Here is a 23319-nt window from a genome sequence, read left to right as displayed (position 1 = left end):
GCCCTACTCCCAACCCTGCCACCGATGAGCACTACCCGCCGCCACCAAGCCATCACCGCTATTGCCGCGGTGCAGACCTCGCCCACGCTGACGCGCCTGGCCGAACTCACACGCGACTCCAGCAACCGCCTCGCCGCGGTCCAGCCGCTGATCCCTCCGATGCTGCGCGGCAGCCTGCAGGCCGGCCCCATCGAAGGCGACAGCTGGTGCCTGCTGGTCAAGAACAACGCTGCTGCGGCCAAGGTACGGCAGCTGCTGCCGGCCATGGCCGCGCATCTGCGCACCAAGGGCTGGAATGTGGCGAGCATCAGGCTCAAGGTCCAGAACTAGACTCCCGCCGTCTCATCGACAGCCTGAAAGCGGTCGAACTGCGCCAGCGCGATCACGGCCGCAAGCGCCGTTCCCACCCCGGCCAGAGGATGCAGGATAAAGGCCACCGCGGGCACGACCAGCAGCAACTGGCGCAGACCCCAGCTGTATAGCAGTCCGGCCTTGCGCACATAGGCCGTACCGGCCGCAGCCCAGGCCCGGCGTGCGGCGGATTCGACCGGCATGCCGCCCACGAAGCCCGCATGGTTGTAATAGCGCACCGCCATGGTGCAGGCTATGAGCGAGGCAAACAGCAGCCCCAGCATCACGATTTCCATCGCCAGCCGCGGCGTGAAGCCAGGCCAGGCCGCATCGGCCGCACCGAACGAGGCATGCAGGGACGAAGCCGTGAGCGTCAACGCCCCCATCAAGGCCAGCATGGCGGTCGAGGCCGTCATCGTGGCCGACATCAGCGAGTTGCGCAGGGTCTGCACCGCCAGAATCTCCGAGCCCCTGTGCTGGGACACGGAGGCAAACCAGTCTTCGCGCAGCGCCGCATGCACGGTTCTGGCCAGGCGGCGCGGCCAACGGCGCTGCGCCAGCAGCAGCCACAGCTCATAGGCAGCGACGATGACCAGCGTCACCCAGGCCGCAAACCAGGCATCAAACATGGCCGCCCGCCTTAGACCCTAGCGCCTGGCCAGAGCGGCGACGCTCAAGCAGTTCGAAGATGCCCATGCCGGCCAGCATCGCCAGCACAAAGACCAGAGCCTTGAGCTGGCCCGCTCCCAAGGCGACCAGTGCCGGCCCCGGACAGATGCCAACCAGGCCCCAGCCTATGCCAAACAACAGGCTGCCGCCGACCAGGCGCCGGTCGATATGGGTGGCCGAAGGCAGCTTCATGTCCAGCCCGAGCAGCGACACCGTGCGCCGGCGTGCCACGGTGAACGCGACCAGGCCGATCACAATGGCGCCGGCCATGACCAGCGCCAGCGACGGGTCCCAGTCGCCGGCCAGATCCAGAAAGCCCAGCACCTTGGCCGGATTGGCCATGCCCGAGACCAGCAGGCCGAAACCGAACACCAGTCCCGACAGCAACGCAATCAATACCTGCATATCAATCTCCTCAGATCGCCATGAGATGGCGGATGACGTAGACGGTGGCGAAACCCGCGGCCATGAAGGACAGCGTGGCCACCAGCGAGCGCGGTGACAGGCGCGACAGGCCGCAGACACCGTGGCCGCTTGTGCAGCCCGAGCCGTAGCGCGTGCCAATGCCCACCAGCAGGCCCGCGACAATCAGCGCGCTCCAATCGGCATCGATGTGCGCCTGCACCTGCCCGCCGGACAGTGCCAGCAGCACCGGGGCCGCAATCAGGCCTGCCAGGAAGGCCAGACGCCAGGCGATATCGCCGCGCACCGGCTTGAGCAGCCCCCCCAACACGCCGCTGATGCCGGCGATGCGCCCGCCCAGCAGCACGAATATGGCCGCACCCAGCCCGATGAGAACCCCTCCGGCCAAAGCCGCCCAGGGCGTAAAAGCATTCCAGTCTATGGTCATGGTGGTTTACCTTTGAGGACAGAAAATCTCATGCAAAACGGACGGCGAGCCGCCCCCGGGCTCACCCCGTCCAGCAGGCCCAGGGCAACATCTGGCAGGGAACTATCCGCTTCAACTAAGATTGACATATTCTATATATTTATATAATATTAGTCAACAGATTGAATTCCTCGCCATTTCAGGAGACCGCGATGCAAACCACCATCCAGGCTTTTTTTGATCCAGCCACCTGGACCGTGAGCTATGTGGTGCATGACAACGCCAGCCAGCAGGCCGCCGTCATCGACCCGGTGCTCGACTTCGATATGCGCTCGGGTCGCACCTCGACGCATTCCGCCGATCGACTGCTGACTTATCTGCGCGAGCAGGGCCTGACGGTGCAATGGATTCTGGAAACGCATGCCCATGCCGACCATCTGTCCAGCGCCCGCTACATACAGCAGCAGGCCGGCGGGCGCATCGCGATCGGCGAGAACATCCGCGCAGTGCAGTCCGTGTTCCGGAAGCTCTACAACCTGGAGCGCAGCTTCCTGCCCGATGGCAGCCAGTTCGACCATCTGTTCAAGGACGGCGAGATCTTCATGCTCGGCGATGTCCCGGTCCAGGCCCTGCTCGTGCCCGGCCACACGCCGGCCGACATGGCCTATGTGGTGGACGGCGCGGTCTTCGTGGGCGACACGCTGTTCATGCCCGACGTGGGCTCGGCGCGCGCCGATTTCCCCGGCGGCGATGCGCGCACGCTGTACCGCTCGGTGCGCCGCATTCTGGAGCTGCCGCCGCAAACGCGCATGTTCGTCTGTCACGACTACCCGCCCGCAACGCGCGAGCCGCAGTGGGAAACCACGGTGGCCGAGCAGCGCGCAGCCAATATCCATGTGCGCGACGGCATTGCGGAGCCGGAGTTCGTCGCCATGCGCCAGGCCCGGGACGCCACGCTGGAAGCCCCGGCCCTCATCCTGCCATCGCTGCAGGTCAACGTCCGTGCGGGCCAGCTGCCGCCGCCCGAGGAGGACGGTGTTTCCTATCTGAAGATTCCACTGAACGTGCTGGGCCACCCCCGACAGCCATAAGGGGAGCAGCCATGCAAAGCAAGCTGCACTGGGAACAGGTCTACACCACGAAGGCAGCCGATGCCCTCAGCTGGTATGCGCCGCACCTTGACGCCTCGCTGCAGTACATCCAGGCCACCCAGTTGGGCACACAGGCGGCCATCGTCGACATCGGCGGCGGCGAGGCCACGCTGGTCGACGACCTGCTCGAGGCAGGCTATCGCCAGCTCACGGTGCTGGACATCTCGGCCAAGGCGCTCGAGGTCGCGGCGCAGCGGCTGGGCGAAAGCGCTGCGGGCGTGCAGTGGATCGCCGCCGATGTGCTGGAGCACGATTTCGCGGCAAAGTCAGTAGACATCTGGCACGACCGCGCCGTGTTCCACTTTCTGACCGAGACATGGCAACGCCAGGCCTATGTGGCCCAGGTGCTGCAGGCCTTGAAGCCCGGCGGGTTCGCCATCGTCGGCACCTTCGGTCCGAACGGGCCGCAGCAGTGCAGCGGCCTGCCCGTGATGCGCTATGCGCCCGAAGCGCTGCACGGCGCATTTGGCGAAAGCTTCCACCTGGTCCGGCACAGCATAGACATGCACACCACACCCTGGGGCAGCCCGCAGGAATTCGTCTACTGTTTTTGTCGGCGCCACACCTGAAAAGCAGCGCCCAGCAAAAAAGGCCTTCGCTGAACAGCGAAGGCCTTTTGAAATGGTGCCGGTTGTCGGATTCGAACTGACGACCTACCGCTTACAAGGCGGGTGCTCTACCAACTGAGCTAAACCGGCGAAGCTCGAATTCTAGCCGAGAAATTCACCCTTAAAAAAGAAAGCGGCAATTCCCGGGAAGATGGCCGCAAACGCCATGGCATTTGCGAACCATGACGACACTTACTTCACCCGCTTGAGAGCTGGGCGACCGCCCGCGGGCGGCGGGGTGCGCGGGCCGTCGTCATCGCCGGTCTCGTCGGTCTTCACGGGCACCAGTTGCACCACGCGGTCTTCGCCGGCCTCGGCTGTATCGATATCCGACACCTGCTCTGGTGCATCAGCCTCATCCTGGCCGGCGCCGAGCTCTTCATCTTCGGGCGGGAAGGCCATGCCCTGGCCCGTCTCGCGCGCATAAATGGCCAGCACATTGGCAACCGGCACCATGATTTCGCGCGGCTTGCCGCCGAAACGCGCCTTGAATTCCACGTATTCATTGCCGATCAGCAGACCGCTGGTGGCGTCATAGCTGATATTGAGCACGATCTGGCCGTCGCGCACGAATTCCATGGGCACCTGGGTGCTGCGGTCCACACGCACCGCGATATGAGGAGTGAAGCCGTTGTCGGTACACCACTCGAACAAGGCCCGCAGCATGTACGGACGGGTCGAAGTCGCTTCAGGGGCTGTCATGTCGTTTCCTGACCAATCAATTCCAGAAGATTGCAAAGACAAAAAAGCGGGCAGACGAAGGAAGTCCCTTCACCGTGCCCGCCCGGATGGCATATGCAATTACTTGCGCATGACCTTTTCGGAAGGCGTCAGCGCTTCAATATAGGCGGGGCGCGAGAAGATGCGCTCGGCGTACTTGAGCAGGGGAGCGGCGTTCTTGGACAGCTCGATGCCGTAGTAGTCCAGGCGCCACAGCAGCGGAGCAATGGCCACGTCCAGCATGGAGAAGTTCTCGCCCATGATGTACTTGTTCTTCAGGAAGATCGGAGCCATCTGCGTGAGGCGGTCGCGGATCTGGGCGCGGGCCTTTTCCAGCGCCTTTTCATTGCCCTTGACATTGCGCTCTTCCAGAGTGCTCACGTGCACGAACAGCTCCTTCTCGAAGTTCAGCAGGAACAGGCGCACGCGGGCGCGGTCCACCGGGTCGCCGGGCATGAGCTGGGGATGGGGGAAGCGCTCGTCGATGTACTCGTTGATGATGTTGGATTCGTAGAGGATCAGGTCGCGCTCGACCAGGATGGGCACCTGACCATAGGGGTTCATCACGCTGATCTCTTCGGGCTTGCTGAACAAGTCCACATCGCGGATCTCGAAGTCCATGCCTTTTTCAAACAGCACAAAGCGGCAGCGGTGTGAGAAGGGGCAGGTCGTTCCCGAATAAAGCACCATCATGGTGGAGGCTCCTAAAAATCAAAAAGAGTGGGTCGCCCACGGCGCCCCACTCTGCACTAACACGGTATGGCTGCAGACAGCATCTGCACGGCAGCAGAGCTTACTTGACGTCTTTCCAGAACGCAGCGTTCAGGCGCCAGGCCACAAAGATGAAGAAGGCCAGGAAGATAAGCACACCCACCCCGACGCGGGTACGGGTGTTCTGGGCCGGCTCTCCCATCCATTGCAGGTAATTCACCAGATCGCCAACGGCCTGATCGTACTGCACTGCGGTCATCTTGCCAGGAGACAGCTGCTCCCAACCCTTGAAGACCTGGGTCTTAACCCCGTGCTCGTCGTGTTCTTCGAAGTTCGCGCGGCGCTCGCCCTGCAGCTCCCACAGCGCATGCGGCATGCCTACGCTGGGAAAGGCGAGATTATTCCAGCCCGTGGCCTTGGTGTCATCCCGGTAGAAAGTACGCAAGAAGGTGTACAGGTAATCACTGCCCGAGCCGCCGGCGCCCGCACGCGAGCGCGCGATCACCGTCAGATCCGGAGGATTGGCGCCAAACCACTCCTTGGCCTCCTTGGGATTGATGGCCGCCTGCATGGTCTCGCCAACCTTGTCGGTGGTGAACAGCAGATTGTCCTTGATGTCCTTTTCGCTCAGGCCTATGTCCTTCAGGCGGTTGAAGCGCATGTAGGCAGCGGAGTGGCAGCTCAGGCAGTAGTTGACAAAGAGCTTGGCGCCATTCTGCAGGGACGCGGTATCGCTGGTATTGACCGGCGCCTTGTCCCAGTGAATGCCGCCTTCGGAGGCTTGTGCGCCGCCGGCAATGCCCAGGGCAGCAACCAGGGCCAGAATCAGTTTCTTCATTCTTGTTCTCTCCCGCTTCAGTGTGGCTTGAAGGTCACGCGCTCAGGCACAGGCTTGGTGGCACCCAAGCGACTCCACCAGGGCATGAGCAGGAAGAAGCCGAAGTAGAACAGGGTTCCGACCTGCGACACCTTTTCACCCACAGGCGACGGAGGCTGCACGCCCAGATAGGCGAGGATGACGAAGTCCACCACGAACACGGCATACACATACTTGTGCCAGCTCGGACGATAGCGGATGGACTTGACCGGGCTGCAATCGAGCCAGGGCAGAGCGAACAGGATAATGACCGCACCGCCCATGACGACCACACCCCAGAACTTGGCGTCGATGGACAGCATCATGGCGATCACGCCCAGCGCAACCACACCTACCAGACCCTTGACGGCCGAAGGCAGACGCGACTTCAGGATGCCGTAGCCGGCGCCCAGCACCACGCAGGCGATCAGCACATACATCATCTCGCTGGTGATGGCACGCAGCATCGAATAGAAGGGCGTGAAGTACCAGACCGGTGCAATGTGGTTCGGCGTCTTGAGCGGATCGGCCGGGATGAAGTTGTTGTACTCGAGGAAGTAGCCGCCGAACTCGGGCGCGAAGAAGACTACGGCCGAGAACAGGAACAGGAACACGGTCACGCCGAAGATGTCGTGCACGGTGTAGTAGGGGTGGAAAGGCACGCCGTCCAGCGGACGACCCTTCTCATCCTTGGGTGCCTTCGGGCCCTTGATTTCGATGCCGTCGGGATTGTTGGACCCCACGTCATGCAGCGCCAGCAGGTGGGCCACGACCAGGCCCAGCAGCACCAGGGGCACGGCGATCACGTGGAAGCTGAAGAAGCGGTTCAGCGTCGCATCACCGACCACATAGTCGCCGCGGATCAGCAGGGCCAGATCGGGACCCACAAAGGGGATGGCCGAAAACAGGTTCACGATCACCTGGGCACCCCAGTACGACATCTGACCCCAGGGCAGCAGATAGCCCATGAAGGCCTCGGCCATCAGCACGAGGAAGATGGCGCAGCCGAAGATCCACACCAGCTCACGCGGCTTACGGTAAGAACCGTACAGAAGACCGCGGAACATATGCAGATAGACCACGATGAAGAAAGCCGAGGCTCCCGTGGAGTGCATGTAGCGGATCAGCCAGCCCCAGGGCACATCGCGCATGATGTACTCGACCGAGGCGAAAGCCTTGTCCGCATCCGGCTTGTAGTGCATCACCAGGAAGATGCCGGTGACGATCTGGATCACCAGCACCAGCAGTGCCAGCGAGCCGAAGATGTACCAGAAGTTGAAATTCTTGGGAGCGTAATACTCCGACATATGGACGCGGTAAGCGTCAAATGCTGTCGGGAAACGGTTCTCAAACCAGTTCATGACCTTCGCACCGGAGGTGGAGTTCGGGTCAATTTGCTTGAATTCGTGGGCCATTGTTCTTGTCTCCCTCAGGCAGCCTTCTTGTCGTCACCAATCAGCAGCCTGGTGTCGGACAGATACATATGCGGCGGCACCTGCAGATTGTCCGGGGCGGGCTTGTTCTTGAACACGCGGCCCGCCATATCGAAGGTCGAGCCGTGGCAGGGGCACAGAAAACCGCCCTTCCAGTCGTTGGGCAGCGAGGGCTGGGGACCGGAGTGGAACTTGTCGGTGGGCGAGCAGCCAAGATGCGTGCAGATACCGACCACTACCAGGACTTCGGGCTTGATGGAGCGCAAATCATTGCGAGCGTATACCGGCGTGAATTCGTCGGGATGGCGTTCGGACTTGGGGTCGGCCAGCTCGCCGTCGAGCGTGGGCAGATCCTTGAGCTGTTCGGGTGTGCGCTTGATGATCCACACCGGCTTGCCGCGCCATTCGACGGTGAGCTTCTCACCTTCCTTGAGGTTGGAGATATCTACCTCCACCGCTGCACCAGCCGCCTTGGCCTTTTCCGAAGGCTGGAAGGAGCTCACAAACGGAACGGCTGTTGCCACGCCGCCCACTGCACCAGCACAGGCTGACGTGATGATCCACGTACGCTTGCTGGAGTCGACTGGAGAGTCACTCATGGATTTCCTCGAAGTACATCGCTTGATTTGGGGTCAACTGCAAATTCTAGCGGTGTGATTATGGTTATTCCAGCCTCCGTCCGACGTTGACAAGCGCCAAAGTCGCGCAATACTGCGCTATCTCAAACTATCAGTGACTGGAACTGCTTATGGGCATGATGCAAGAATTCCGCGAATTCGCCATCAAGGGAAACGTGATGGATTTGGCCGTCGGCGTGATCATCGGCGGGGCCTTCGGCAAGATTGTCGATTCCGTCGTGAACGACCTCATCATGCCCCTGGTCGGCCTGATCTTTGGCAAGCTGGATTTCTCCAATCTGTTCGTCGTGCTGGGCACCATGCCGGAAGGCGTGCCGCGCACGCTGGATGCCTTGAAGAAGGCCGGAGTTCCCGTGTTTGCCTATGGCAACTTCATCACGGTGGCCGTTAACTTCCTGATCCTGGCCTTCATCATTTTCATGATGGTCAAGCAGGTCAACCGCCTCAAGCGCGAAGCCCCTGCCGCCCCCGCCGAGGCGCCCACCACTCCCGAAGACATCCAGCTGCTGCGCGAGATCCGCGACAGCCTCAACCGCAGGCCGTAAGGCGCCCCCCCATGAAAAAAGCCTGCCGGATTCAGCGGCAGGCTTTTTTCATGGGCAGCGGCTTCAGGCCGCCAGGCTGCGCGCCATATGGATGGCCTCGAGCAGACTGGTCTCATCGGCAACACCCTGGCCCGCGATGTCGAAAGCCGTGCCATGGTCGGGGCTGGTGCGCACCAGCGGCAGGCCCAGCGTGACATTGACGCCTTTTTCCACGCCCAGATATTTGACCGGGATCAACCCTTGGTCGTGGTACATCGCCAACACCACGTCGAATTCGCCCGGATGGGACGCGGTATTGCGGGCCCGCATGAACACGGTATCGGGAGCCAGCGGCCCCTGCACGTCCATGCCTTCGGAGCGCGCCTGGGCAATGGCCGGCGCAATGATCTCGATTTCTTCACGGCCGAAAATCCCGCCCTCACCCGCATGCGGATTGAGGCCGGCCACGGCGATACGCGGCGCTCGCCCCAGATTCTTGCTGAGCGCCCCATGGGTGATGCGCAGGGTCTGCAGAATCTGTGGCTGGGTCACGGCCTCGATGGCATCGCGCAGCGAAACATGGATGCTGACCAGTACCGTGCGCAGCTCGTCATTGGCCAGCATCATGCGCACCGGCATTTGCTCCAGGGCGACGCCCGCGTGCGCGGCAGCCTCGGCCTGCAGCAGCTCGGTATGGCCGGGGAACGAGACTCCGGCCAGATGCAGCGCCTCCTTGTGCAGCGGCGCCGTGACCAGGGCCGCAATCTCGCCGCGCAGCGCGGCCTGCGCGGCCCAGACCACGCATTGCGCCGCCGCCTGCCCGGCCGCGGCCGATATACGGCCATAGGGCTGAGGCCCCGCGAGACCGGGCAGGTTCAGCAGCGGAATCGTGCCCGCCGGAACGGCCCAGGCCTCGGCCGGCTCTTCGATCACCGCCACGGGCTGGGCCATGCCCTGCTCGCCCTCGGCCACCCGGGCCGCCAGAGCCGTCGCGCGGCGCAGGGTCTGCAGCTCGCCCACCACAAAACAGCCTTGCAAAGCCTGTGGTGCCGCGCGAAAAGCCTTGGCAATGATTTCCGGGCCAATGCCTGCGCAATCCCCCTGGGGGATGGCAATGGTTTTGGCCGATGTTGATTCAGAAGCAGACATAAGCATCCAGTCAGCCGCTAGCCCAATCCCCTATTGCGCCAGCAGCTATCAAAATTTAAGCCAAGCGCTTAAGCCGGATTGTCGATATCGATGAAGCGGTGCTCCAGCCCGCACTCCTGCGCCACATGGGCGGCCACGGCCGGAGCCCCATAGCGCTCGGTGGCGTGATGGCCGGCCGCGATAAAGCACACTCCGGTCTCGCGCGCCAGATGGGCCTGGGGTTCAGAAATCTCGCCGGTGATATAGGCATCCGCTCCGGCCGCGATCGCGGACTCGAAAAAGCCTTGCGCGCCGCCCGTGCACCAGGCCAGCTTGCGGATCGGCCTTTGCCCATCGGCGCCGACCAGGGTCACGCTGCGCCCCAGAGCCCGCTGCACATGATCCGCCAGGGCTGCGGCATCGGCAAATTCGGCCTCGGCCAGCCAGCCCAGGTTCTGCTCGCCAAACATGGCCTGGCCCTGGACTCCAAGCTGGGCCCCAAGCCGCGCGTTGTTGCCGAGTTCGGGATGGGCGTCCAGCGGCAGGTGATAGGCGAACAGATTGATATCGTGCGCCAGCAGCAGGCGGATGCGCTCCTTGAGCCAGCCCGTGATACGCCCGTCCATGCCGCGCCAGAACAGGCCGTGGTGCACAAAGATCGCATCGGCCTCGGCCTCGATTGCCGCCTCGATCAGCGCGCGGCTGGCCGTCACGCCGCTGACGATGCGGCGAATCTCGCTTCGGCCTTCGACCTGCAGGCCATTGGGCCCGTAGTCCTTGAAGCGCTCGGGCTGCAGCAGCCCATTGAAGACGGATAGCAGTTGGTTTCGCTCGATGCTCATGGCCACGATTGTGCCCAAGCCCGCAAGCTGCCGAAGCGCTTATGGGCTTGCCGGATGCAAAAAGGGCAGCTCAGGCTGCCCTTTTGCTCATCTCGGTTCGACTCAAGCCTTTTTGGCCTGCCAGCCCTTGCAGGCCAGCGGCCAGAAGCCCATGGCCACGCCGAGCACGCCCATGGCCGCCACATAGTGTGCCGGAGCCATCACGTCGGCCTGCTGCCACACGGACACCAGCATCGGCGTCAGGCCGCCGAACACCGCGTAAGCCATGTTGTAGGAGAAGGACAGGCCGGTGAAGCGCACTTCGGGCGGGAAGGCGCGCACGCCCACCACGGGCAGCAAGGAGATCGCGCCCACGAAAAAGCCCACTGTCGCATAGGTGCAGATCAGCGAATCCTCGCTGCCCGGCAGGTTCAGATAGAACAGATAGGCCGTGACCGTCATGCCGCCCCAGCCAAGAATCATGGCCACCCGGGTGCCCAGCTTGTCGGACAGCCAGCCCCAGAACACGCAGCCCAGGGTCAGCGTCACCGTGGCCACGGCATTGGCCTTGAGCGCCAGCGCCGGAGCGATGTGGAAGACCTTCTGCAGATAGGAGGGCGTGAACAGAATCACCACCACGATGGCCGTGGACAGCACCCAGGTCATCAGCGCCACGACCACGCTGGCTTCGCGGTGCTCGCGCAGAATGGTCTTGATGGGCAGCTCGCGGTCGGCGGCCTTGCGGGCCTGCAGCTCCTGGAAGATAGGGGTTTCATGCAGGAACTTGCGCAGATACACCGACACCAGGCCGAACACGCCGCCCAGAATGAACGGGATACGCCAGGCCCAATCATGGATCTCGGTTTGGCTGTACGCGCTGTTGAGCCAGACGCCGATGATGGAGCCCAGGAAAATGCCGCCGGTAATGCCCGAGGTCAGCGAGCCGATGGCAAAACCGTAGCGCTTGGCGGGCGCATGCTCGGCCACGAACACCCAGGCGCCAGGCATCTCGCCACCAATCGCGGCGCCCTGCATCACCCGCATCAGCAGCAGCAGAATGGGGGCGGCCAGGCCGATGTTTTCATAGGTGGGCAGCAGGCCGATGACCAGGGTGGGCACGGCCATCAGAAACACCGACAGCGTGAACATCTTCTTGCGGCCCAGGATGTCGCCGAAGTGGGCGATCAGAATGCCGCCGATCGGGCGCGCCAGATAGCCGGCCGCAAAAATGCCCAGGGTCTGCAGCTGGCGCATCCAGTCCGGCAGCGAGGCCGGGAAGAACAGCGAGCCGATCACATTGGCAAAAAAGACGAACACCACGAAGTCATAGAACTCCAGCGTTCCGCCCAGGGCCGACAGGCCCAGGGTCTTGTAGTCCTCCCGGTTCAGGAGACGATTCGGCACCGCAGCCGACGCCATGGTCGGTGCAGCGCGGTCAAGCGTAGTCATGGTGTTTCCTAGATCGAACAACAGGACAGCGCGGAAAAGCCGCTGATCACGGGTCAACGTGCAGTGGCAGACCGATTGAGGCGGGCTTCAGATGCAAAGCCGAGCCACACTGAGCGCGATCACTTGGTGGGCGATCACTTCAGTAAACGGCGAGATAAGCGCGGTCGAAAAATCATTCTAGGGTTTACACCCATGGCCACGGCCTAAGCAAAACTACAGACGGCTACAGTCCTATGTGCGCCCGGCCTGCAGCCTCCAGCGGTTTGCGCTATGCAAATGCGGGCCGCAAGCCTCGCGCTTTGCCACGGCCATGCCTCACAATGTGGACCTGTTCCCCTCACTCTTCATACGCATTACATGAAACGCACCTGGCTGCTGTTTTCGCAGGTCGTCACCGTGCTGGTGGCTATCTATTTTGTAGTAGCTACCCTGCAGCCCGGCTGGCTTCAGCGGGGAAATATCCGCAGCAGTGCGGGCATTTCGCTGCTGCAGGCGCCGGCCACGCCGGCCGGTGAAGTCGCTCCGGGCAGCTTTGCGCCCGCGGCGCGCAAGGCCGCGCCCGCCGTGGTCAGCATCAACACCAGCAAGGCCGTGCGCCACCCGCGCGCCAACGATCCCTGGTTCCAGTTCTTCTTTGGCGACCAGGGGCCGCAGGAGCAATCTGGTTTGGGCAGCGGCGTCATCATCAGTCAAGATGGCTACATACTCACCAACAACCATGTGGTGGAAGGCGCGGACGATATCGAGGTCACGCTGACCGACAGCCGCCAGGCCAAGGCCAAGGTGATAGGCACCGACCCCGAGACCGATCTGGCCATTCTCAAGATCGAGCTCGACAAGCTGCCCGTCATCGTGCTCGGCAACTCCGACCAGATCGCCGTGGGCGATCGCGTACTGGCCATTGGCAATCCCTTTGGCGTGGGCCAGACGGTGACCAGCGGCATCATCAGCGCGCTGGGCCGCAGCCAGCTGGGCATCAACACCTTCGAGAACTTCATCCAGACCGATGCGGCCATCAACCCCGGCAACTCGGGCGGCGCGCTGGTGGATGCCAACGGCAGCCTGCTGGGCATCAACACCGCCATCTACTCGCGCTCGGGCGGCAGCATGGGCATAGGTTTTGCGATTCCCGTGTCCACGGCCAAGATGGTGCTGGACAGCATCGTCAGGGACGGCAAGGTCACGCGCGGCTGGATCGGCGTCGAGCCCAACGAGCTCTCGCCCGAGCTGGCCGAAACCTTTGGCGTCAAGGCCGATGCGGGCGTCATCATCACCGGCGTGCTCCAGGCCGGCCCCGCGGCCCAGGCCGGCATGCGCCCCGGCGACGTGATCGTCCAGGTGGGCGAAACCCCCACCCGCAATGTCTCCGAGCTGCTCACGGCCGTGGCCGCGCTCAAGCCCGGTGCGGCCACCAAGTTCGATGTGCGCCGCGGCGACAGCAAGGTCGTGCTGGAAGTCACGCCCGGCACCCGCCCCACCGCCAGCACGCTGCAGCAGCAGGGCCGACGCCCCTGATCGAGCCGCACCCCGTGCCCAGCCAGCGCCCGCGCTGGCTTTTTCATGCACCGCTTCAAACCTTGATGGATCAAGCGCCAGCAGCCATCAAAACAAAAGCCCTTGAAGAACTTCAAGGGCTTTTTGCATGGGAAAGATGGAGGAAAGCCGGGCTCTCAGCTGCCGTCCGCGGGCTTGTCCACCGCGGTTGTACCGGCCTCCTCGGCCTCGGGTGCCCGCGACACCTTGCTGAACCAGCGCGCGCCGATGATGCCCACCTCGTAGAGCAGGCACATGGGCACGGCCAGCGCCAGCTGCGAGATCACGTCGGGAGGCGTGATCACCGCCGCAATGATGAAGGCCAGCACCACGAAATAGCCGCGGAAGGACTTGAGCTTGTCGATTTCCACCAGATCAAAGCGCACCAGCAACATCACCACAATGGGCACCTGGAAGGCCGCCGCAAAAGCCATGTACAGCGCCAGTATGGCTTCCACATAGGAGGCGATATCGGGCGTCGCGGCCACGCTGGCCGGCGTGAAGTGCTGGATGAACTTGAACATATTGCCCAGCACGAAGAACTGCACAAAGGCAATGCCCGCATAGGCCAGCAGGCTGCCGAACAGGATCAGCGGCAGCACAAACTTCTTTTCATGGCTGTACAGCCCCGGCGCCACAAAGGCCCAGATCTGGTACATGATCCAGGGCAGCACCAGCAGCACGGCCACCATCATCAGCACCTTGAGCGGCACGAAGAACGGCGAGAACACGCCCACCGCGATCAGCTTGGCGCCGGGCGGCATATGTTCCTTGATGGGATGGGCGATAAAGTCGATCAGGCCGTCCGGACCGGGCCAGAACATCAGCAGCGCGATACCTAAGCCAATACCGTAAATGCAGTACAGCAGGCGATCGCGCAGCTCCATCAGGTGCTGTACAAACGGCTGCTCCGTGCCGGCCAGTTCGTCTTCTTTAGAGGGTTCGGACATGGTGCAAAACTGCGCCAGAGCCCCAGGGGCTCCGCACGCATGAAACAACAACGCCCGCGGACACGGGCAAGGGGCGACATGCAAAAGGCAGACCGGCTCCCCTATCGGGCGGCCAGGTGGCCGGCAGGCTGCGCATGGGCATGCTCAACGGAACTTCTGCGGACGGAAACGCGCCACGCGCGCCGCACCCGACTGGACCCTGGTGCGCACACCGGACCGGGCTTTGTACCACTGGGGTACGGAGCCGCGCTTGAGACGCCAGTTCTTGCGCGGGTGCTTGTAGGCAGGCACCACGGAACTCTGGGTATCGCCGTCCGAGCCATAGGAGTCAAAGGACGAGGCGGCGGTCATCTGCGCATCGCCCTGCAAGTCCTTGGTGGCCTCGTTCCAGTCCTTTTCCAGATCGGAGGCCTGGGTGCGGATGCTCGACTCCACGTCGCGCGCCGCACTCTCGACCGTGTCCTTCATCTTGCGCAGTTCATCCAGCTCCATGGAGCGGTTGACCTCTGCCTTGACGTCGGCCACATAACGCTGCGCCCTGCCAAGCATGGTTCCCACCATGCGTGCCACGCGCGGCAGCTTCTCGGGGCCGATGACCACCAGGGCCACGGCGCCGATCAGCGCCATCTTGGACAGGCCAATATCAAACATCTATCAGTGCCAGATTTGCAGCAATCAGCTCTTTTGCTTGGCTTCCACGTCGATGGTGGCCTTTTCGGTGCTCTGCTGGTTGGCAACCTGGCCCGCAGCCGCATCGGGTGCGGCATCGCTGGAGCCGTCCTTCATGCCGTCCTTGAAGCCCTTGACGGCGCCGCCCAGGTCGGTGCCGATGTTCTTGAGCTTCTTGGTGCCGAACACCAGAACCACGATGAGCAGCACGATCAGCCAGTGCCAGATAGAAAACGAGCCCATGAGAATCTCCTAAAGAATTGCGATCCATTTTAGACGGCCGCCGCCTTGGCGCCGCCCAATGTCCCACAAAAGCAGCGCGGACTTGCGCGGCGGCAGCAAGCGCCCCCACCCGAGAGACACCGAGCAAGAGCCGCCTCGCGGCGAAGGTGTCGTCCCCCTTCAAGGGGGAAGGCGCGCAGCGCCTCAGGGGGTCAACCCTTCCTCCAGGGACGCGGGCCGCCCATCACGTGCAGATGCAGGTGGTGCACTTCCTGGCCGCCCTCGTCGCCGGTGTTCACCATGATGCGGAAGCCGCCGTCGGGAAAGGGCTTGCAGCCCTGCTCCAGCGCCAGCCTGGGCACCAGGGCCAGCATACGGCCCAGCAGCGGTGCATGTTCGTCCGTGACCTGGGCCATGGAGGCGATGTGCTGTTTGGGAATCAGCAAAAAGTGAACCGGCGCTGCCGGGTTGATGTCGTGGAAGGCGAACAGCTCCTCGTCCTCGTACACCTTGCGGGAAGGAATCTCGCCCTTGGCGATGCGGCAGAAAATGCAGTGGGAATCGTGATCGTGCATGGTCCAGAACTTACACAAAGCGGAAAACTACACCGCATTGTCGTTGAATCGCAGGGTCTGCTTGAGGCCCAGGTGCTGGCGGTTCTGATGCAGCCAGCGCTGACCCAGCTCCCGGCCCAAACCGAACATCTGCTGCACCAGGTTGATATCGGCGCGCGCCTTGCTCGAGGCGCCGAAGGGCTTGAGCGCCGCCCCGCCGTCGATGCGATGCATGAGCACATGCTTGTAGCGCTCGGGGTCCAGGCGTTTTTGCTCCAGCAGGCGGATCACGAACTCGATGGCGCGCAGCTCCGCCAGCAGGCTGGCGTTGAAGGTCACCTCGTTCATGCGGTCCATGATGTCGCCGGCCGTATCGGGCAGGGCATCGGACTCCTTGGGGTTGATCTGCACCAGCAGTATGTCGCGGCATTGGGTCGAGTACACCAGCGGGTACAGGGCCGGATTGCCGGAAAAGCCGCCGTCCCAGTAATACTCGCCGTCTATCTCCACGGCCTTGAACAGCTGGGGCAGGCAGGCCGAGGCCATGATGGCGTCGGCCGTCACCTGCTCGCCGGTGAAGATCTTGCCGCGACCCGTGCGCACATTGGTGGCGCAGACAAAGAGCTTGGGCACGACCTCGGCATGGGCGGGGTGGACCAGGGTGTCGAAATCCACCACCTGGGTCAGCAGCTGGCGCAGGGGATTGATATTGAGCGGATTGGTCTGATAGGGCGACAGGAACTGGTTGAGCACGCCCATGATCCGCGCGCCCGACAGCGGCACACCCCAGAACATCTTGCCCATGCTGCCCATGGTGCCCACCCCCTCCCAGAACTCGGTCAGGGCCTTGCGGGCCAGCGCGCGCCCCAGGTGGCGGGCCCGGTCCGGGTGCTTTTCCTGCGCCGCAGCCTGGGCGAAGCCATGGGCCAGCACCACGGCATTCATGGCGCCGGCGCTGGTGCCGCTGATGCCTTCGAGCACCAGGCCGTCGTCTTCCAGCAGCGCATCGAGCACGCCCCAGGTCAAAGCCCCATGGGAGCCCCCGCCTTGCAGAGCCAGGTTGATGGTGTGAGAGTTTGCTTCAGCCATGGTGCTCCCTTCCCGTCCGTATGCGAGATCCGCAGCCCCCAGCATCGCACAGGCCGCAGCCATCTGAATACACGCGGACCGCATACTGTTGCCGCACAGCAAAAAGCCCCGGCTGAAAACAGCAGGGGCTGGGGTCGGGTGCGGGCGGGAATCAGGCCTGGATAGGCCGGTTCTTATCCATGGCCATCATGCCGCGCACGATGCGGTAGAGGAACCAGATGGAGATCAGGCTCCAGGCAATCCAGCCCGGCACGAAGAACAGCAGCCACAGCGGCAGCGTGATCACGTACAGGATGCCGGCCCAGGCCACGCTGCGTATGCGCCAGGAAAAATGGCTTTCCTGCCAGCTGCCGCGCGCATCATCGCGCTTGATCAGGTCGATGACCAGCGCGATCAGCAGCAGCACGATGCTGGGCTGGGCGCTGGGCACCACGGCGGCCACGGCCACCACCAGATGCAGCAGATAGCTGACCCAGCCCCAGGCCTTGAGGCCTTCGGTCTCGGGCCGCACGGTGCTATTCACATCCACCACGTCTCTGTCATCGTTCATCAGGCATGTCCTTTCTCCTGCTCGGCACGTTCATTGGCCTTGCGCAGGGCTTTCTCCTCCAGGCCGCTGAGACCTTCGCGACGCTCCAGCTCGGCGATGACCTGGGCGGGGGTGAGATCAAAGTGTGCCAGCGCAATCATGGAGTGAAACCACAAGTCTGCCACTTCGTAAAGGAATTCGCCCTTGTCACCGCCATGTTCGGCATCCTTGGCCGCCATCACGACCTCGGTGGCCTCCTCGCCGATTTTCTTGAGAAAGGCATCGGGCCCCTTGTGCAGCAGCCGCGCCACATAGCTTTTCTCGGGATCGCCGCCGTTGGCGGGCTTGCGGCTCTCGATCACGGCAGCCAGGCGGGCCAGGGAATCTTGGGAAGAAGTCATATCAGTCATTTGTAGATGCTTTCCGGATCTTTCAAGACCGGATCAATGGGCGTCCACTGTCCATCTCGCAACACGCTGTAGAAACAGCTGTGGCGGCCCGTGTGGCAGGCGATGCCGGGCTCGTGGCCGGTCTGCGTGACCTTCAGCAAAATGACGTCGCTGTCGCAATCTATGCGCAGCTCGTGCACGGTCTGCACATGGCCGGACTCCTCGCCCTTGAACCACAGCTTGCCGCGCGAGCGGCTGAAATACACCGCGCGCCCCAGCTCGGCCGTCCTGGCCAGGGCCTCGCGGTTCATCCAGGCGAACATGAGCACGTCGCCCGTGTCCTTTTCCTGAGCGATGACGGGCACCAGCCCCTTGTCATCCCATTTGACCTGATCGAGCCATTCCATGTGTCAATCCTGATTTCATAGCTGCTTGCGCCATCCTTCAAATGATTCCAGCAATGAAATCATTTGAAGCCCTTGCTTGATTGGCGCTACCAGCTCCTGATTTAAAAGCATTCAAAGGCGGACCGGAATGCCGCGCGCGCGCATGCACTCCTTGGCCTGCTGCACCGTGTATTCGCCATAGTGAAAAATGCTGGCCGCCAGCACGGCATCGGCACCGCCTATGGTGACACCATCGGCCAGATCATCGAGATTACCCACACCGCCCGAAGCGATCACCGGCACGGCCACGGCATCGCTGACGGCACGCGTGAGCTGAAGGTCGAAACCGCTCTTGGTGCCGTCACGGTCCATGCTGGTCAGCAGGATCTCGCCGGCGCCGCGGCGCGCCATCTCGGCCGCCCATTGCACGGCGTCCAGGCCCGTGTTCTTGCGCCCGCCATGGCTGTAGACATCCCAGCCCTCGCCCAGGGGCCGGCCGTCGGCGCCCGGGCGCAGCAGGTCGTCGCCCTTGCGGCGCTTGGCGTCTATGGCCACCACGATGCATTGCGCGCCGTATTTGTCGCTGGCCGCATTGATCACATCGGGGTTGGCAATGGCGGCCGAGTTGAAGCTGGTCTTGTCGGCGCCGGCATTGAGCAGGCGCCGCACGTCTTCCACCGTGCGCACGCCGCCGCCCACGGTCAGCGGGATGAAGACCTGAGAGGCCACGGCCTCGATGATGGGCAGGATCAGGTCGCGCCCGTCGCTGGTGGCCGTGATGTCCAGAAAGGTCAGCTCGTCGGCGCCCTGGGCGTTGTAGCGCGCCGCGATTTCCACGGGATCGCCCGCATCGCGCAGCTCCACGAAGTTGACGCCCTTGACCACGCGGCCGCCGGTCACGTCAAGGCAGGGAATGATGCGTTTGGCAAGCATGAAGAACTCTCTGAACGGTTGAAACAGGGCGGCGCGGGATCAAAGCGCCGTCAAATGTTGGGCCGCCCGCCATTGCCGGCCGGGCTCCAGCACGACCGGGGTATCGATGGCCGCAGCTTCCACGCACAGCATATGCTGCCAGCTGTCGGCCGCCATGTCCTGAAGCCTGGCGCACAGCGCGGCGCCGGGGTTCCAGACCACGCTCTCGCTCCAGGCCGCATCCTGTGCGATCCGCAGCCAGGGCCGGCCCGCCGCCTGCAGCTGCAAGCCCTGGGCGGCGCGCGGATAGACGCGGTCCGTCTCCGGACCGAAGCTCACGGCGCCCGTCTGGGAGCGATGGGTATCGGCCTCGGCCGCCGCCGCATCCCAGTAGACCAGGCCTTCCAGGCCGTGCAGCGCGGCCTGCTCCACCTGGGCCACACGCAGATAGCTGTGCAGCGCCGCGGTAAAGCTCAGCGCCTCGGCGCCGCGGTTATGCACGGCCAGCTCCACGCTCAGGGCACCGGGTCTGAGCTGCACGGTCAGCAGCGCCTCGAATGCATGGGGCCAGACCGCGCGCGTGGCTGCGGTATCGACCAAGCCCAGCGTCAGCTGCGTGCCGTCCTCGCCGCAGGCCCGCGCCTCCTCGGCCTCGGCCGACCAGCTCATGCTGCGCACAAAGCCATGCTTGACCAAGGGACCACGCTGGTTGAACTGGGGAAAGCAGACCGGAATGCCGCCGCGTATGGGGCTGTGGCCGTCGTGCGCGGCCCTGGGGCTGACAAACAAGCGCTCCTGCCCGCCGCTGACCCAGGACAGCACCTGTGCGCCCTGCAGGCCGATCAAGGCGCTGTCGCCGTTGGCCAGCTGCAGTGCAATCGCCGGCAGACCCTGCCAGTTGCCGGGCCTGACCAGGAATGCGGCATCACTCACCGCAGAGCTCGTCCGCGCGCTCCTGGCCGGCCGCGAAGTCCAGATCGCCGGTGTAGATGGCACGGCCGCAGATCACGCCCTCGACACCCTCGTCCTGCACCTTGCACAGGGCTTCGATATCAGCCATGCCGGCCAGGCCGCCCGAGGCGATGACGGGAATCTTGAGCGACTGCGCGAGCTTGACGGTGGCATCGATGTTGATGCCGCTGAGCATGCCGTCGCGGCCGATGTCGGTGTAGATGATGGACTCCACGCCCCAGTCCTCGAAGCGCTTGGCCGTGGAGATCACGTCCTGGCCCGTGAGCTTGCTCCAGCCGTCAATGGCCACCTTGCCGTCCTTGGCATCCAGGCCCACGATGATGTGGCCGGGGAAGGCGCTGCAGGCATCCTGCAGAAAGCCGGGGTTCTTGACCGCGGCCGTGCCTATGATCAGGTACTCGATGCCCAAATCGATGTAGCGCTCGATGGTGTCCAGGTCGCGGATGCCTCCGCCCAGCTGCACGGGAATCTCGCCGTCCACGGCCTTGAGAATGCTTTTGATGGCCGACAGATTCTTGGGCTGGCCCGCAAACGCACCGTTGAGATCCACCAGATGCAGGCGGCGCGCGCCGGCATCCAGCCACTTGGCGGCCATGGCTGCAGGGTCTTCGCCGAACGTGGTGGACTGGTCCATATCACCCTGAATAAGGCGTACGCAGTGGCCGTCCTTGAGGTCGATAGCGGGGATGAGCAACATGATGGTGGTTTGCTAGCAATAAGGGCCGTCAAAATGGCCGATGCACAAGGGAAAACTTCAGGGCTTCCAGCCCAGGAAGTTGCGGAACAGCGCCAGGCCCTGGTCCGAGCTTTTCTCGGGGTGGAACTGGGTGGCGAAAATATTATCGCGTGCGACGGCACATGCAAAGAGGCCGCCGTAGTCGGTCTGGGCCGCGCAATGCGCGGGCTCCAGCACCTGCGCATAGAAGCTGTGCACGAAATAGTAGAAGCTGGCGTCGGGAATGCCGGCCCACAGCGCATGGGAGCCGCCCTGATGCCGGGTCTGCTGCACGCGGTTCCAGCCCATCTGCGGCACCTTGAAGCGGCTGCCGTCGGCCTGGGTCCTGCCCGCCAGATCGAATTTGCGCACCTGGCCGGGGATCAGACCCAGGCCCGGCACATCGCCTTCGTCGCTGTGGTCCAGCAGCATCTGCATGCCCACGCAGACACCGAACAGCGGCTTGTTGGCCGCCGCGTGCAGCACCGCTTCCTGCAGACCGGAATCGCGCAGCTCGCGCATGCAGTCGGGCATGGCGCCCTGGCCGGGCAGGACCACGCGGTCGGCCGCATAGACCACATCGGGATCGGCCGTGACCAGCACTTGCCAGCCCGTGTCCGCGGCCGCCGTGCGCACGGCCTGGGAGACCGAACGCAGATTGCCCATGCCGTAATCGACCACAGCCACGGTGTTGTTCTTCAAACTCATAGCAGCTACCGCTTGTAGAGATTGGGTTTCAGAGCGAAATCACTTGGAAATCTTCAGAGCGCGCCCTTGGTGGAGGGAATCACGCCGGCCATGCGCTCATCATGCTCCAAGGCAAAGCGCAGCGCACGCGCAAAGGCCTTGAAGATGGTCTCGCACTGGTGGTGGGCATTGATGCCCTTGAGATTGTCGATGTGCAGGGTCACGCCCGCATGGTTCACAAAGCCCTGGAAGAACTCGAACACCAGTTGCGTATCGAGCTGGCCTATGCTGCCGGCCGTGAACTTCACGTCCATGTGCAGACCGGGACGGCCCGAGAAATCGACGACCACGCGGCTCAAAGCCTCGTCCAGCGGCACGTAGGCGTGGCCGTAGCGGCGTATGCCTTTCTTGTCGCCCACGGCCTTGGCAAAGGCCTGGCCCAGGGTGATGCCGATATCTTCCACCGTGTGGTGGCCGTCGATGTGCAGATCGCCCGCACATTCGATGTCCATATCGATCAGGCCGTGGCGCGCGATCTGGTCCAGCATGTGGTCGAGAAAGCCGATGCCGGAGTTCAGCTGGGCCTTGCCCGTACCGTCGAGGTTGACGCGCACGGCCACGCGGGTCTCCGCCGTGTTGCGCTGCACTTCGGCAATGCGCGGCAGGTTTTGAGCGATGGAGGGAACGATATTGCTCACAGGGATTCCTTCAATGCCGCCAGCATCTGGGCGTTTTCTTCACGGGTGCCCACGGTCAGGCGCAGACAGTTGGCCAGCAGCGGGTGCATGGCCGAGACATTCTTCACCAGCACGCCGCGCGCCTTCATCTCGAGCTGGGCCCGGCCCGCATCGGCCACGCGCAGCAGCACCATATTGGCTTCCGAAGGCCAGACCTTCTCGACACCGGGAATGGCCTTGAGCGCATCGATCAACGGCTGGCGCTCGGCGCGAATGGCGCTGGCCTGCTCGGCATACAGCGACTCGTGCGCCAGCGCAAAGATGGCGGTCTCGCAGTTGAGCACGCTGATGTTGTACGGCGGGCGCACCTTGTCCAGTTCCTTGACGATGACGGACGGGCCGATCAGATAGCCCAGGCGCGCGCCGGCCAGGCCGAACTTGGACAGGGTGCGCATCAGCAGCACATGGCTGTTGCGTTCGGGCTCGGCCTTCATGCGGGTGATCCAGCTGCGGCTGGCGAAGGGCTGATAGGCCTCGTCCATGACCACCAGACCGCCGATCTGGGCCACGGCGTCGATGACGGCCTGCACCTTGTGCTCGTCCCACAGCGTGGCCGTGGGATTGTTGGGGTAGGCGATATAGGTGATGGCGGGCTTGTGCTCGGCAATCGCGGCCTGCATGGCGGGCAGATCCAGATCGAAATCCGCCGTCAGATCGACCGAGACAAAGTCCAGGCCCTGGAGCTTGGCGGAGAGCGGATACATCACAAAGCCCGGCATGGGAGCCAGCATCTTGGCGCGGCCGCCTTCGGCGGGCTGGGCCGTGGCCAGCGCCAGCAGGGTGATGATCTCGTCCGAGCCATTGCCCAGCAGCAAGGCCGAGCCCGCCGGCGCACCCGCATAGTCGGCCAGCATTTTCTTGAGCACTTCCAGGCGTTCGCCGGGATAGCGGTTGATCTCCAGCGCGCCCAGATGCTCGCCCAGCTTTTTCTGCAGATCCACCGGCAGACGGTAGGGGTTCTCCATCGTGTCCATCTTCAGCAGGCCTTGCGCGGGCTGGACGTGATAGCCCTGCATGGCGCGCACATCGGCGCGAATGCGTTGCAGGGCCTTGGATTGGTTGTCTTGGGCAGTCATGGATTCACTCC

General features: G+C 63.4%; 30 protein-coding genes and 1 tRNA gene. 5 read left to right on the top strand and 26 right to left on the bottom strand.

Going from position 1 to position 23319, the window contains the following annotated elements; all coding sequences use genetic code 11:
* Positions 1–24 precede the first annotated feature (24 nt).
* Positions 25–330: a hypothetical protein gene (locus tag AB6724_RS03405; protein ID WP_369337104.1), complete on the top strand. Its 306-nt coding sequence runs from the start codon at positions 25–27 to the stop codon at positions 328–330.
* Here the strand turns inward: AB6724_RS03405 and AB6724_RS03400 are convergent.
* From AB6724_RS03400 to AB6724_RS03390, 3 genes are read right to left on the bottom strand one after another with little or no spacing between them, the layout of a single operon-like run.
* Entirely contained in the window at positions 327–980 is a 654-nt protein-coding gene (locus tag AB6724_RS03400) for a DUF599 domain-containing protein (RefSeq protein ID WP_369337103.1), read from the bottom strand. The genes AB6724_RS03405 and AB6724_RS03400 overlap by 4 nt on opposite strands.
* Positions 973–1425 (bottom strand): DUF6691 family protein, encoded by a 453-nt coding sequence (locus AB6724_RS03395; protein WP_369337102.1) that lies wholly within the window; start codon positions 1423–1425, stop codon positions 973–975. The genes AB6724_RS03400 and AB6724_RS03395 overlap by 8 nt, the downstream gene beginning before the upstream one ends.
* A 10-nt stretch (positions 1426–1435) precedes the next feature.
* The gene (locus tag AB6724_RS03390; RefSeq protein WP_369337101.1) at positions 1436–1870 is read right to left on the bottom strand and encodes a YeeE/YedE family protein; all 435 of its coding nucleotides are present in this window, start codon (positions 1868–1870) and stop codon (positions 1436–1438) included.
* Positions 1871–2061: 191 nt separating this feature from the next.
* Here AB6724_RS03390 and AB6724_RS03385 point away from each other — a divergent pair, with 191 nt between their 5' ends.
* Together AB6724_RS03385 and AB6724_RS03380 are read left to right on the top strand one after the other, a co-directional pair.
* Positions 2062–2940, top strand: a complete 879-nt coding sequence (locus tag AB6724_RS03385) for an MBL fold metallo-hydrolase (protein WP_369337100.1) — start codon at positions 2062–2064, stop codon at positions 2938–2940.
* An 11-nt stretch (positions 2941–2951) separates the two neighbouring features.
* On the top strand, positions 2952–3569 hold the full coding sequence (locus AB6724_RS03380; protein ID WP_369337099.1) for a class I SAM-dependent methyltransferase: 618 nt from the start codon (positions 2952–2954) through the stop codon (positions 3567–3569).
* Between the two features lie 53 nt (positions 3570–3622).
* Here AB6724_RS03380 and AB6724_RS03375 read toward each other — a convergent pair.
* The 6 genes from AB6724_RS03375 to petA form a co-directional block, all read right to left on the bottom strand.
* A tRNA-Thr gene (locus AB6724_RS03375) sits at positions 3623–3698 on the bottom strand.
* 102 nt (positions 3699–3800) lie between these two features.
* Positions 3801–4310 (bottom strand): ClpXP protease specificity-enhancing factor, encoded by a 510-nt coding sequence (locus AB6724_RS03370; RefSeq protein WP_369337098.1) that lies wholly within the window; start codon positions 4308–4310, stop codon positions 3801–3803.
* A 99-nt stretch (positions 4311–4409) separates the two neighbouring features.
* On the bottom strand, positions 4410–5021 hold the full coding sequence (locus AB6724_RS03365) for a glutathione S-transferase N-terminal domain-containing protein (protein WP_369337097.1): 612 nt from the start codon (positions 5019–5021) through the stop codon (positions 4410–4412).
* 100 nt (positions 5022–5121) lie between these two features.
* Positions 5122–5877 (bottom strand): cytochrome c1, encoded by a 756-nt coding sequence (locus AB6724_RS03360; protein WP_369337096.1) that lies wholly within the window; start codon positions 5875–5877, stop codon positions 5122–5124.
* A gap of 17 nt (positions 5878–5894) precedes the next feature.
* Positions 5895–7310 (bottom strand): cytochrome b, encoded by a 1416-nt coding sequence (locus tag AB6724_RS03355; protein WP_369337095.1) that lies wholly within the window; start codon positions 7308–7310, stop codon positions 5895–5897.
* 14 nt (positions 7311–7324) lie between these two features.
* Positions 7325–7927: a ubiquinol-cytochrome c reductase iron-sulfur subunit gene (gene petA / locus AB6724_RS03350; protein ID WP_369337094.1), complete on the bottom strand. Its 603-nt coding sequence runs from the start codon at positions 7925–7927 to the stop codon at positions 7325–7327.
* 149 nt (positions 7928–8076) lie between these two features.
* Here petA and mscL point away from each other — a divergent pair, with 149 nt between their 5' ends.
* Positions 8077–8511, top strand: a complete 435-nt coding sequence (gene mscL, locus AB6724_RS03345; protein WP_369337093.1) for a large conductance mechanosensitive channel protein MscL — start codon at positions 8077–8079, stop codon at positions 8509–8511.
* 63 nt (positions 8512–8574) lie between these two features.
* Here mscL and pdxA read toward each other — a convergent pair whose 3' ends face one another.
* The 3 genes from pdxA to AB6724_RS03330 all read right to left on the bottom strand — a co-directional run bounded on the left by pdxA (position 8575) and on the right by AB6724_RS03330 (position 11888).
* Entirely contained in the window at positions 8575–9639 is a 1065-nt protein-coding gene (pdxA, locus tag AB6724_RS03340; protein WP_369337092.1) for a 4-hydroxythreonine-4-phosphate dehydrogenase PdxA, read from the bottom strand.
* Between the two features lie 68 nt (positions 9640–9707).
* Positions 9708–10460, bottom strand: a complete 753-nt coding sequence (locus tag AB6724_RS03335) for a Nif3-like dinuclear metal center hexameric protein (RefSeq protein ID WP_369337091.1) — start codon at positions 10458–10460, stop codon at positions 9708–9710.
* A 102-nt stretch (positions 10461–10562) separates the two neighbouring features.
* Positions 10563–11888 carry an MFS transporter gene (locus AB6724_RS03330; protein WP_369337090.1) on the bottom strand — a complete coding sequence of 442 codons (1326 nt, stop codon included), beginning with the start codon at positions 11886–11888 and terminating at the stop codon, positions 10563–10565.
* Positions 11889–12245: 357 nt separating this feature from the next.
* Between AB6724_RS03330 and AB6724_RS03325 the strand changes: the two genes are divergently transcribed.
* Positions 12246–13403, top strand: a complete 1158-nt coding sequence (locus tag AB6724_RS03325; protein ID WP_369337089.1) for a S1C family serine protease — start codon at positions 12246–12248, stop codon at positions 13401–13403.
* Between the two features lie 155 nt (positions 13404–13558).
* Here the strand turns inward: AB6724_RS03325 and tatC are convergent, their stop codons facing one another.
* The 14 genes from tatC to hisC all read right to left on the bottom strand — a co-directional run bounded on the left by tatC (position 13559) and on the right by hisC (position 23308).
* Positions 13559–14371 carry a twin-arginine translocase subunit TatC gene (tatC, locus tag AB6724_RS03320; RefSeq protein WP_369337088.1) on the bottom strand — a complete coding sequence of 271 codons (813 nt, stop codon included), beginning with the start codon at positions 14369–14371 and terminating at the stop codon, positions 13559–13561.
* A 144-nt stretch (positions 14372–14515) separates the two neighbouring features.
* Positions 14516–15022, bottom strand: coding sequence for a Sec-independent protein translocase protein TatB (gene tatB / locus AB6724_RS03315; protein ID WP_369337087.1), 507 nt, complete (start codon positions 15020–15022; stop codon positions 14516–14518).
* 24 nt (positions 15023–15046) lie between these two features.
* Entirely contained in the window at positions 15047–15283 is a 237-nt protein-coding gene (gene tatA, locus AB6724_RS03310) for a Sec-independent protein translocase subunit TatA (RefSeq protein WP_369337086.1), read from the bottom strand.
* Positions 15284–15474: 191 nt separating this feature from the next.
* Positions 15475–15837 carry a histidine triad nucleotide-binding protein gene (locus tag AB6724_RS03305; protein WP_369337085.1) on the bottom strand — a complete coding sequence of 121 codons (363 nt, stop codon included), beginning with the start codon at positions 15835–15837 and terminating at the stop codon, positions 15475–15477.
* A gap of 27 nt (positions 15838–15864) precedes the next feature.
* Positions 15865–16905: a patatin-like phospholipase family protein gene (locus AB6724_RS03300; RefSeq protein WP_369337084.1), complete on the bottom strand. Its 1041-nt coding sequence runs from the start codon at positions 16903–16905 to the stop codon at positions 15865–15867.
* 151 nt (positions 16906–17056) lie between these two features.
* Positions 17057–17455: a DUF4870 family protein gene (locus tag AB6724_RS03295; RefSeq protein ID WP_369337083.1), complete on the bottom strand. Its 399-nt coding sequence runs from the start codon at positions 17453–17455 to the stop codon at positions 17057–17059.
* A complete protein-coding gene (locus AB6724_RS03290; protein ID WP_369337082.1) occupies positions 17455–17844 on the bottom strand; it encodes a phosphoribosyl-ATP diphosphatase in 390 nt (129 codons plus the stop codon). Before AB6724_RS03290 ends, AB6724_RS03295 begins: the two co-directional genes overlap by 1 nt.
* Positions 17841–18230 (bottom strand): phosphoribosyl-AMP cyclohydrolase, encoded by a 390-nt coding sequence (gene hisI, locus AB6724_RS03285; RefSeq protein ID WP_369337081.1) that lies wholly within the window; start codon positions 18228–18230, stop codon positions 17841–17843. Before hisI ends, AB6724_RS03290 begins: the two co-directional genes overlap by 4 nt.
* A 111-nt stretch (positions 18231–18341) precedes the next feature.
* Positions 18342–19142 (bottom strand): imidazole glycerol phosphate synthase subunit HisF, encoded by an 801-nt coding sequence (gene hisF, locus AB6724_RS03280; protein ID WP_369337080.1) that lies wholly within the window; start codon positions 19140–19142, stop codon positions 18342–18344.
* Between the two features lie 39 nt (positions 19143–19181).
* Positions 19182–20054, bottom strand: a complete 873-nt coding sequence (locus AB6724_RS03275) for a D-hexose-6-phosphate mutarotase (protein ID WP_369337079.1) — start codon at positions 20052–20054, stop codon at positions 19182–19184.
* Positions 20047–20790, bottom strand: a complete 744-nt coding sequence (gene hisA, locus AB6724_RS03270) for a 1-(5-phosphoribosyl)-5-[(5-phosphoribosylamino)methylideneamino]imidazole-4-carboxamide isomerase (protein ID WP_369337078.1) — start codon at positions 20788–20790, stop codon at positions 20047–20049. Before hisA ends, AB6724_RS03275 begins: the two co-directional genes overlap by 8 nt.
* A 57-nt stretch (positions 20791–20847) precedes the next feature.
* The gene (gene hisH, locus AB6724_RS03265) at positions 20848–21516 is read right to left on the bottom strand and encodes an imidazole glycerol phosphate synthase subunit HisH (RefSeq protein WP_369337077.1); all 669 of its coding nucleotides are present in this window, start codon (positions 21514–21516) and stop codon (positions 20848–20850) included.
* A gap of 53 nt (positions 21517–21569) precedes the next feature.
* Positions 21570–22193, bottom strand: a complete 624-nt coding sequence (hisB, locus tag AB6724_RS03260) for an imidazoleglycerol-phosphate dehydratase HisB (protein WP_369337076.1) — start codon at positions 22191–22193, stop codon at positions 21570–21572.
* Positions 22190–23308: a histidinol-phosphate transaminase gene (gene hisC / locus AB6724_RS03255; RefSeq protein ID WP_369337075.1), complete on the bottom strand. Its 1119-nt coding sequence runs from the start codon at positions 23306–23308 to the stop codon at positions 22190–22192. Before hisC ends, hisB begins: the two co-directional genes overlap by 4 nt.
* Positions 23309–23319 lie beyond the last annotated feature (11 nt).

The sequence above is a fragment of the Comamonas guangdongensis genome, from assembly GCF_041079535.1.
Classification (GTDB): Bacteria; Pseudomonadota; Gammaproteobacteria; order Burkholderiales; family Burkholderiaceae_C; genus Comamonas; species Comamonas guangdongensis.
This window is presented reverse-complemented; position numbering and strand designations above follow the sequence as displayed.

Bases quoted from the DNA above. Each gene is read 5' to 3' on its own strand.
- hisH (WP_369337077.1), bottom strand. From the start codon at position 21,516: ATGAGTTTGAAGAACAACACCGTGGCTGTGGTCGATTACGGCATGGGC.
- tatB (WP_369337087.1), bottom strand. From the start codon at position 15,022: ATGTTTGATATTGGCCTGTCCAAGATGGCGCTGATCGGCGCCGTGGCC.
- AB6724_RS03380 (WP_369337099.1), top strand. From the start codon at position 2,952: ATGCAAAGCAAGCTGCACTGGGAACAGGTCTACACCACGAAGGCAGCC.
- AB6724_RS03360 (WP_369337096.1), bottom strand. From the start codon at position 5,877: ATGAAGAAACTGATTCTGGCCCTGGTTGCTGCCCTGGGCATTGCCGGC.
- AB6724_RS03305 (WP_369337085.1), bottom strand. From the start codon at position 15,837: ATGCACGATCACGATTCCCACTGCATTTTCTGCCGCATCGCCAAGGGC.
- AB6724_RS03300 (WP_369337084.1), bottom strand. From the start codon at position 16,905: ATGGCTGAAGCAAACTCTCACACCATCAACCTGGCTCTGCAAGGCGGG.
- mscL (WP_369337093.1), top strand. From the start codon at position 8,077: ATGGGCATGATGCAAGAATTCCGCGAATTCGCCATCAAGGGAAACGTG.
- AB6724_RS03365 (WP_369337097.1), bottom strand. From the start codon at position 5,021: ATGATGGTGCTTTATTCGGGAACGACCTGCCCCTTCTCACACCGCTGC.
- pdxA (WP_369337092.1), bottom strand. From the start codon at position 9,639: ATGTCTGCTTCTGAATCAACATCGGCCAAAACCATTGCCATCCCCCAG.
- AB6724_RS03390 (WP_369337101.1), bottom strand. From the start codon at position 1,870: ATGACCATAGACTGGAATGCTTTTACGCCCTGGGCGGCTTTGGCCGGA.
- AB6724_RS03395 (WP_369337102.1), bottom strand. From the start codon at position 1,425: ATGCAGGTATTGATTGCGTTGCTGTCGGGACTGGTGTTCGGTTTCGGC.
- AB6724_RS03400 (WP_369337103.1), bottom strand. From the start codon at position 980: ATGTTTGATGCCTGGTTTGCGGCCTGGGTGACGCTGGTCATCGTCGCT.
- tatA (WP_369337086.1), bottom strand. From the start codon at position 15,283: ATGGGCTCGTTTTCTATCTGGCACTGGCTGATCGTGCTGCTCATCGTG.
- AB6724_RS03290 (WP_369337082.1), bottom strand. From the start codon at position 17,844: ATGACTGATATGACTTCTTCCCAAGATTCCCTGGCCCGCCTGGCTGCC.
- hisF (WP_369337080.1), bottom strand. From the start codon at position 19,142: ATGCTTGCCAAACGCATCATTCCCTGCCTTGACGTGACCGGCGGCCGC.
- tatC (WP_369337088.1), bottom strand. From the start codon at position 14,371: ATGTCCGAACCCTCTAAAGAAGACGAACTGGCCGGCACGGAGCAGCCG.
- AB6724_RS03330 (WP_369337090.1), bottom strand. From the start codon at position 11,888: ATGACTACGCTTGACCGCGCTGCACCGACCATGGCGTCGGCTGCGGTG.
- AB6724_RS03405 (WP_369337104.1), top strand. From the start codon at position 25: ATGAGCACTACCCGCCGCCACCAAGCCATCACCGCTATTGCCGCGGTG.
- AB6724_RS03370 (WP_369337098.1), bottom strand. From the start codon at position 4,310: ATGACAGCCCCTGAAGCGACTTCGACCCGTCCGTACATGCTGCGGGCC.
- hisC (WP_369337075.1), bottom strand. From the start codon at position 23,308: ATGACTGCCCAAGACAACCAATCCAAGGCCCTGCAACGCATTCGCGCC.
- AB6724_RS03335 (WP_369337091.1), bottom strand. From the start codon at position 10,460: ATGAGCATCGAGCGAAACCAACTGCTATCCGTCTTCAATGGGCTGCTG.
- AB6724_RS03325 (WP_369337089.1), top strand. From the start codon at position 12,246: ATGAAACGCACCTGGCTGCTGTTTTCGCAGGTCGTCACCGTGCTGGTG.
- AB6724_RS03295 (WP_369337083.1), bottom strand. From the start codon at position 17,455: ATGAACGATGACAGAGACGTGGTGGATGTGAATAGCACCGTGCGGCCC.
- petA (WP_369337094.1), bottom strand. From the start codon at position 7,927: ATGAGTGACTCTCCAGTCGACTCCAGCAAGCGTACGTGGATCATCACG.
- AB6724_RS03385 (WP_369337100.1), top strand. From the start codon at position 2,062: ATGCAAACCACCATCCAGGCTTTTTTTGATCCAGCCACCTGGACCGTG.
- hisA (WP_369337078.1), bottom strand. From the start codon at position 20,790: ATGTTGCTCATCCCCGCTATCGACCTCAAGGACGGCCACTGCGTACGC.
- hisI (WP_369337081.1), bottom strand. From the start codon at position 18,230: ATGGAATGGCTCGATCAGGTCAAATGGGATGACAAGGGGCTGGTGCCC.
- AB6724_RS03355 (WP_369337095.1), bottom strand. From the start codon at position 7,310: ATGGCCCACGAATTCAAGCAAATTGACCCGAACTCCACCTCCGGTGCG.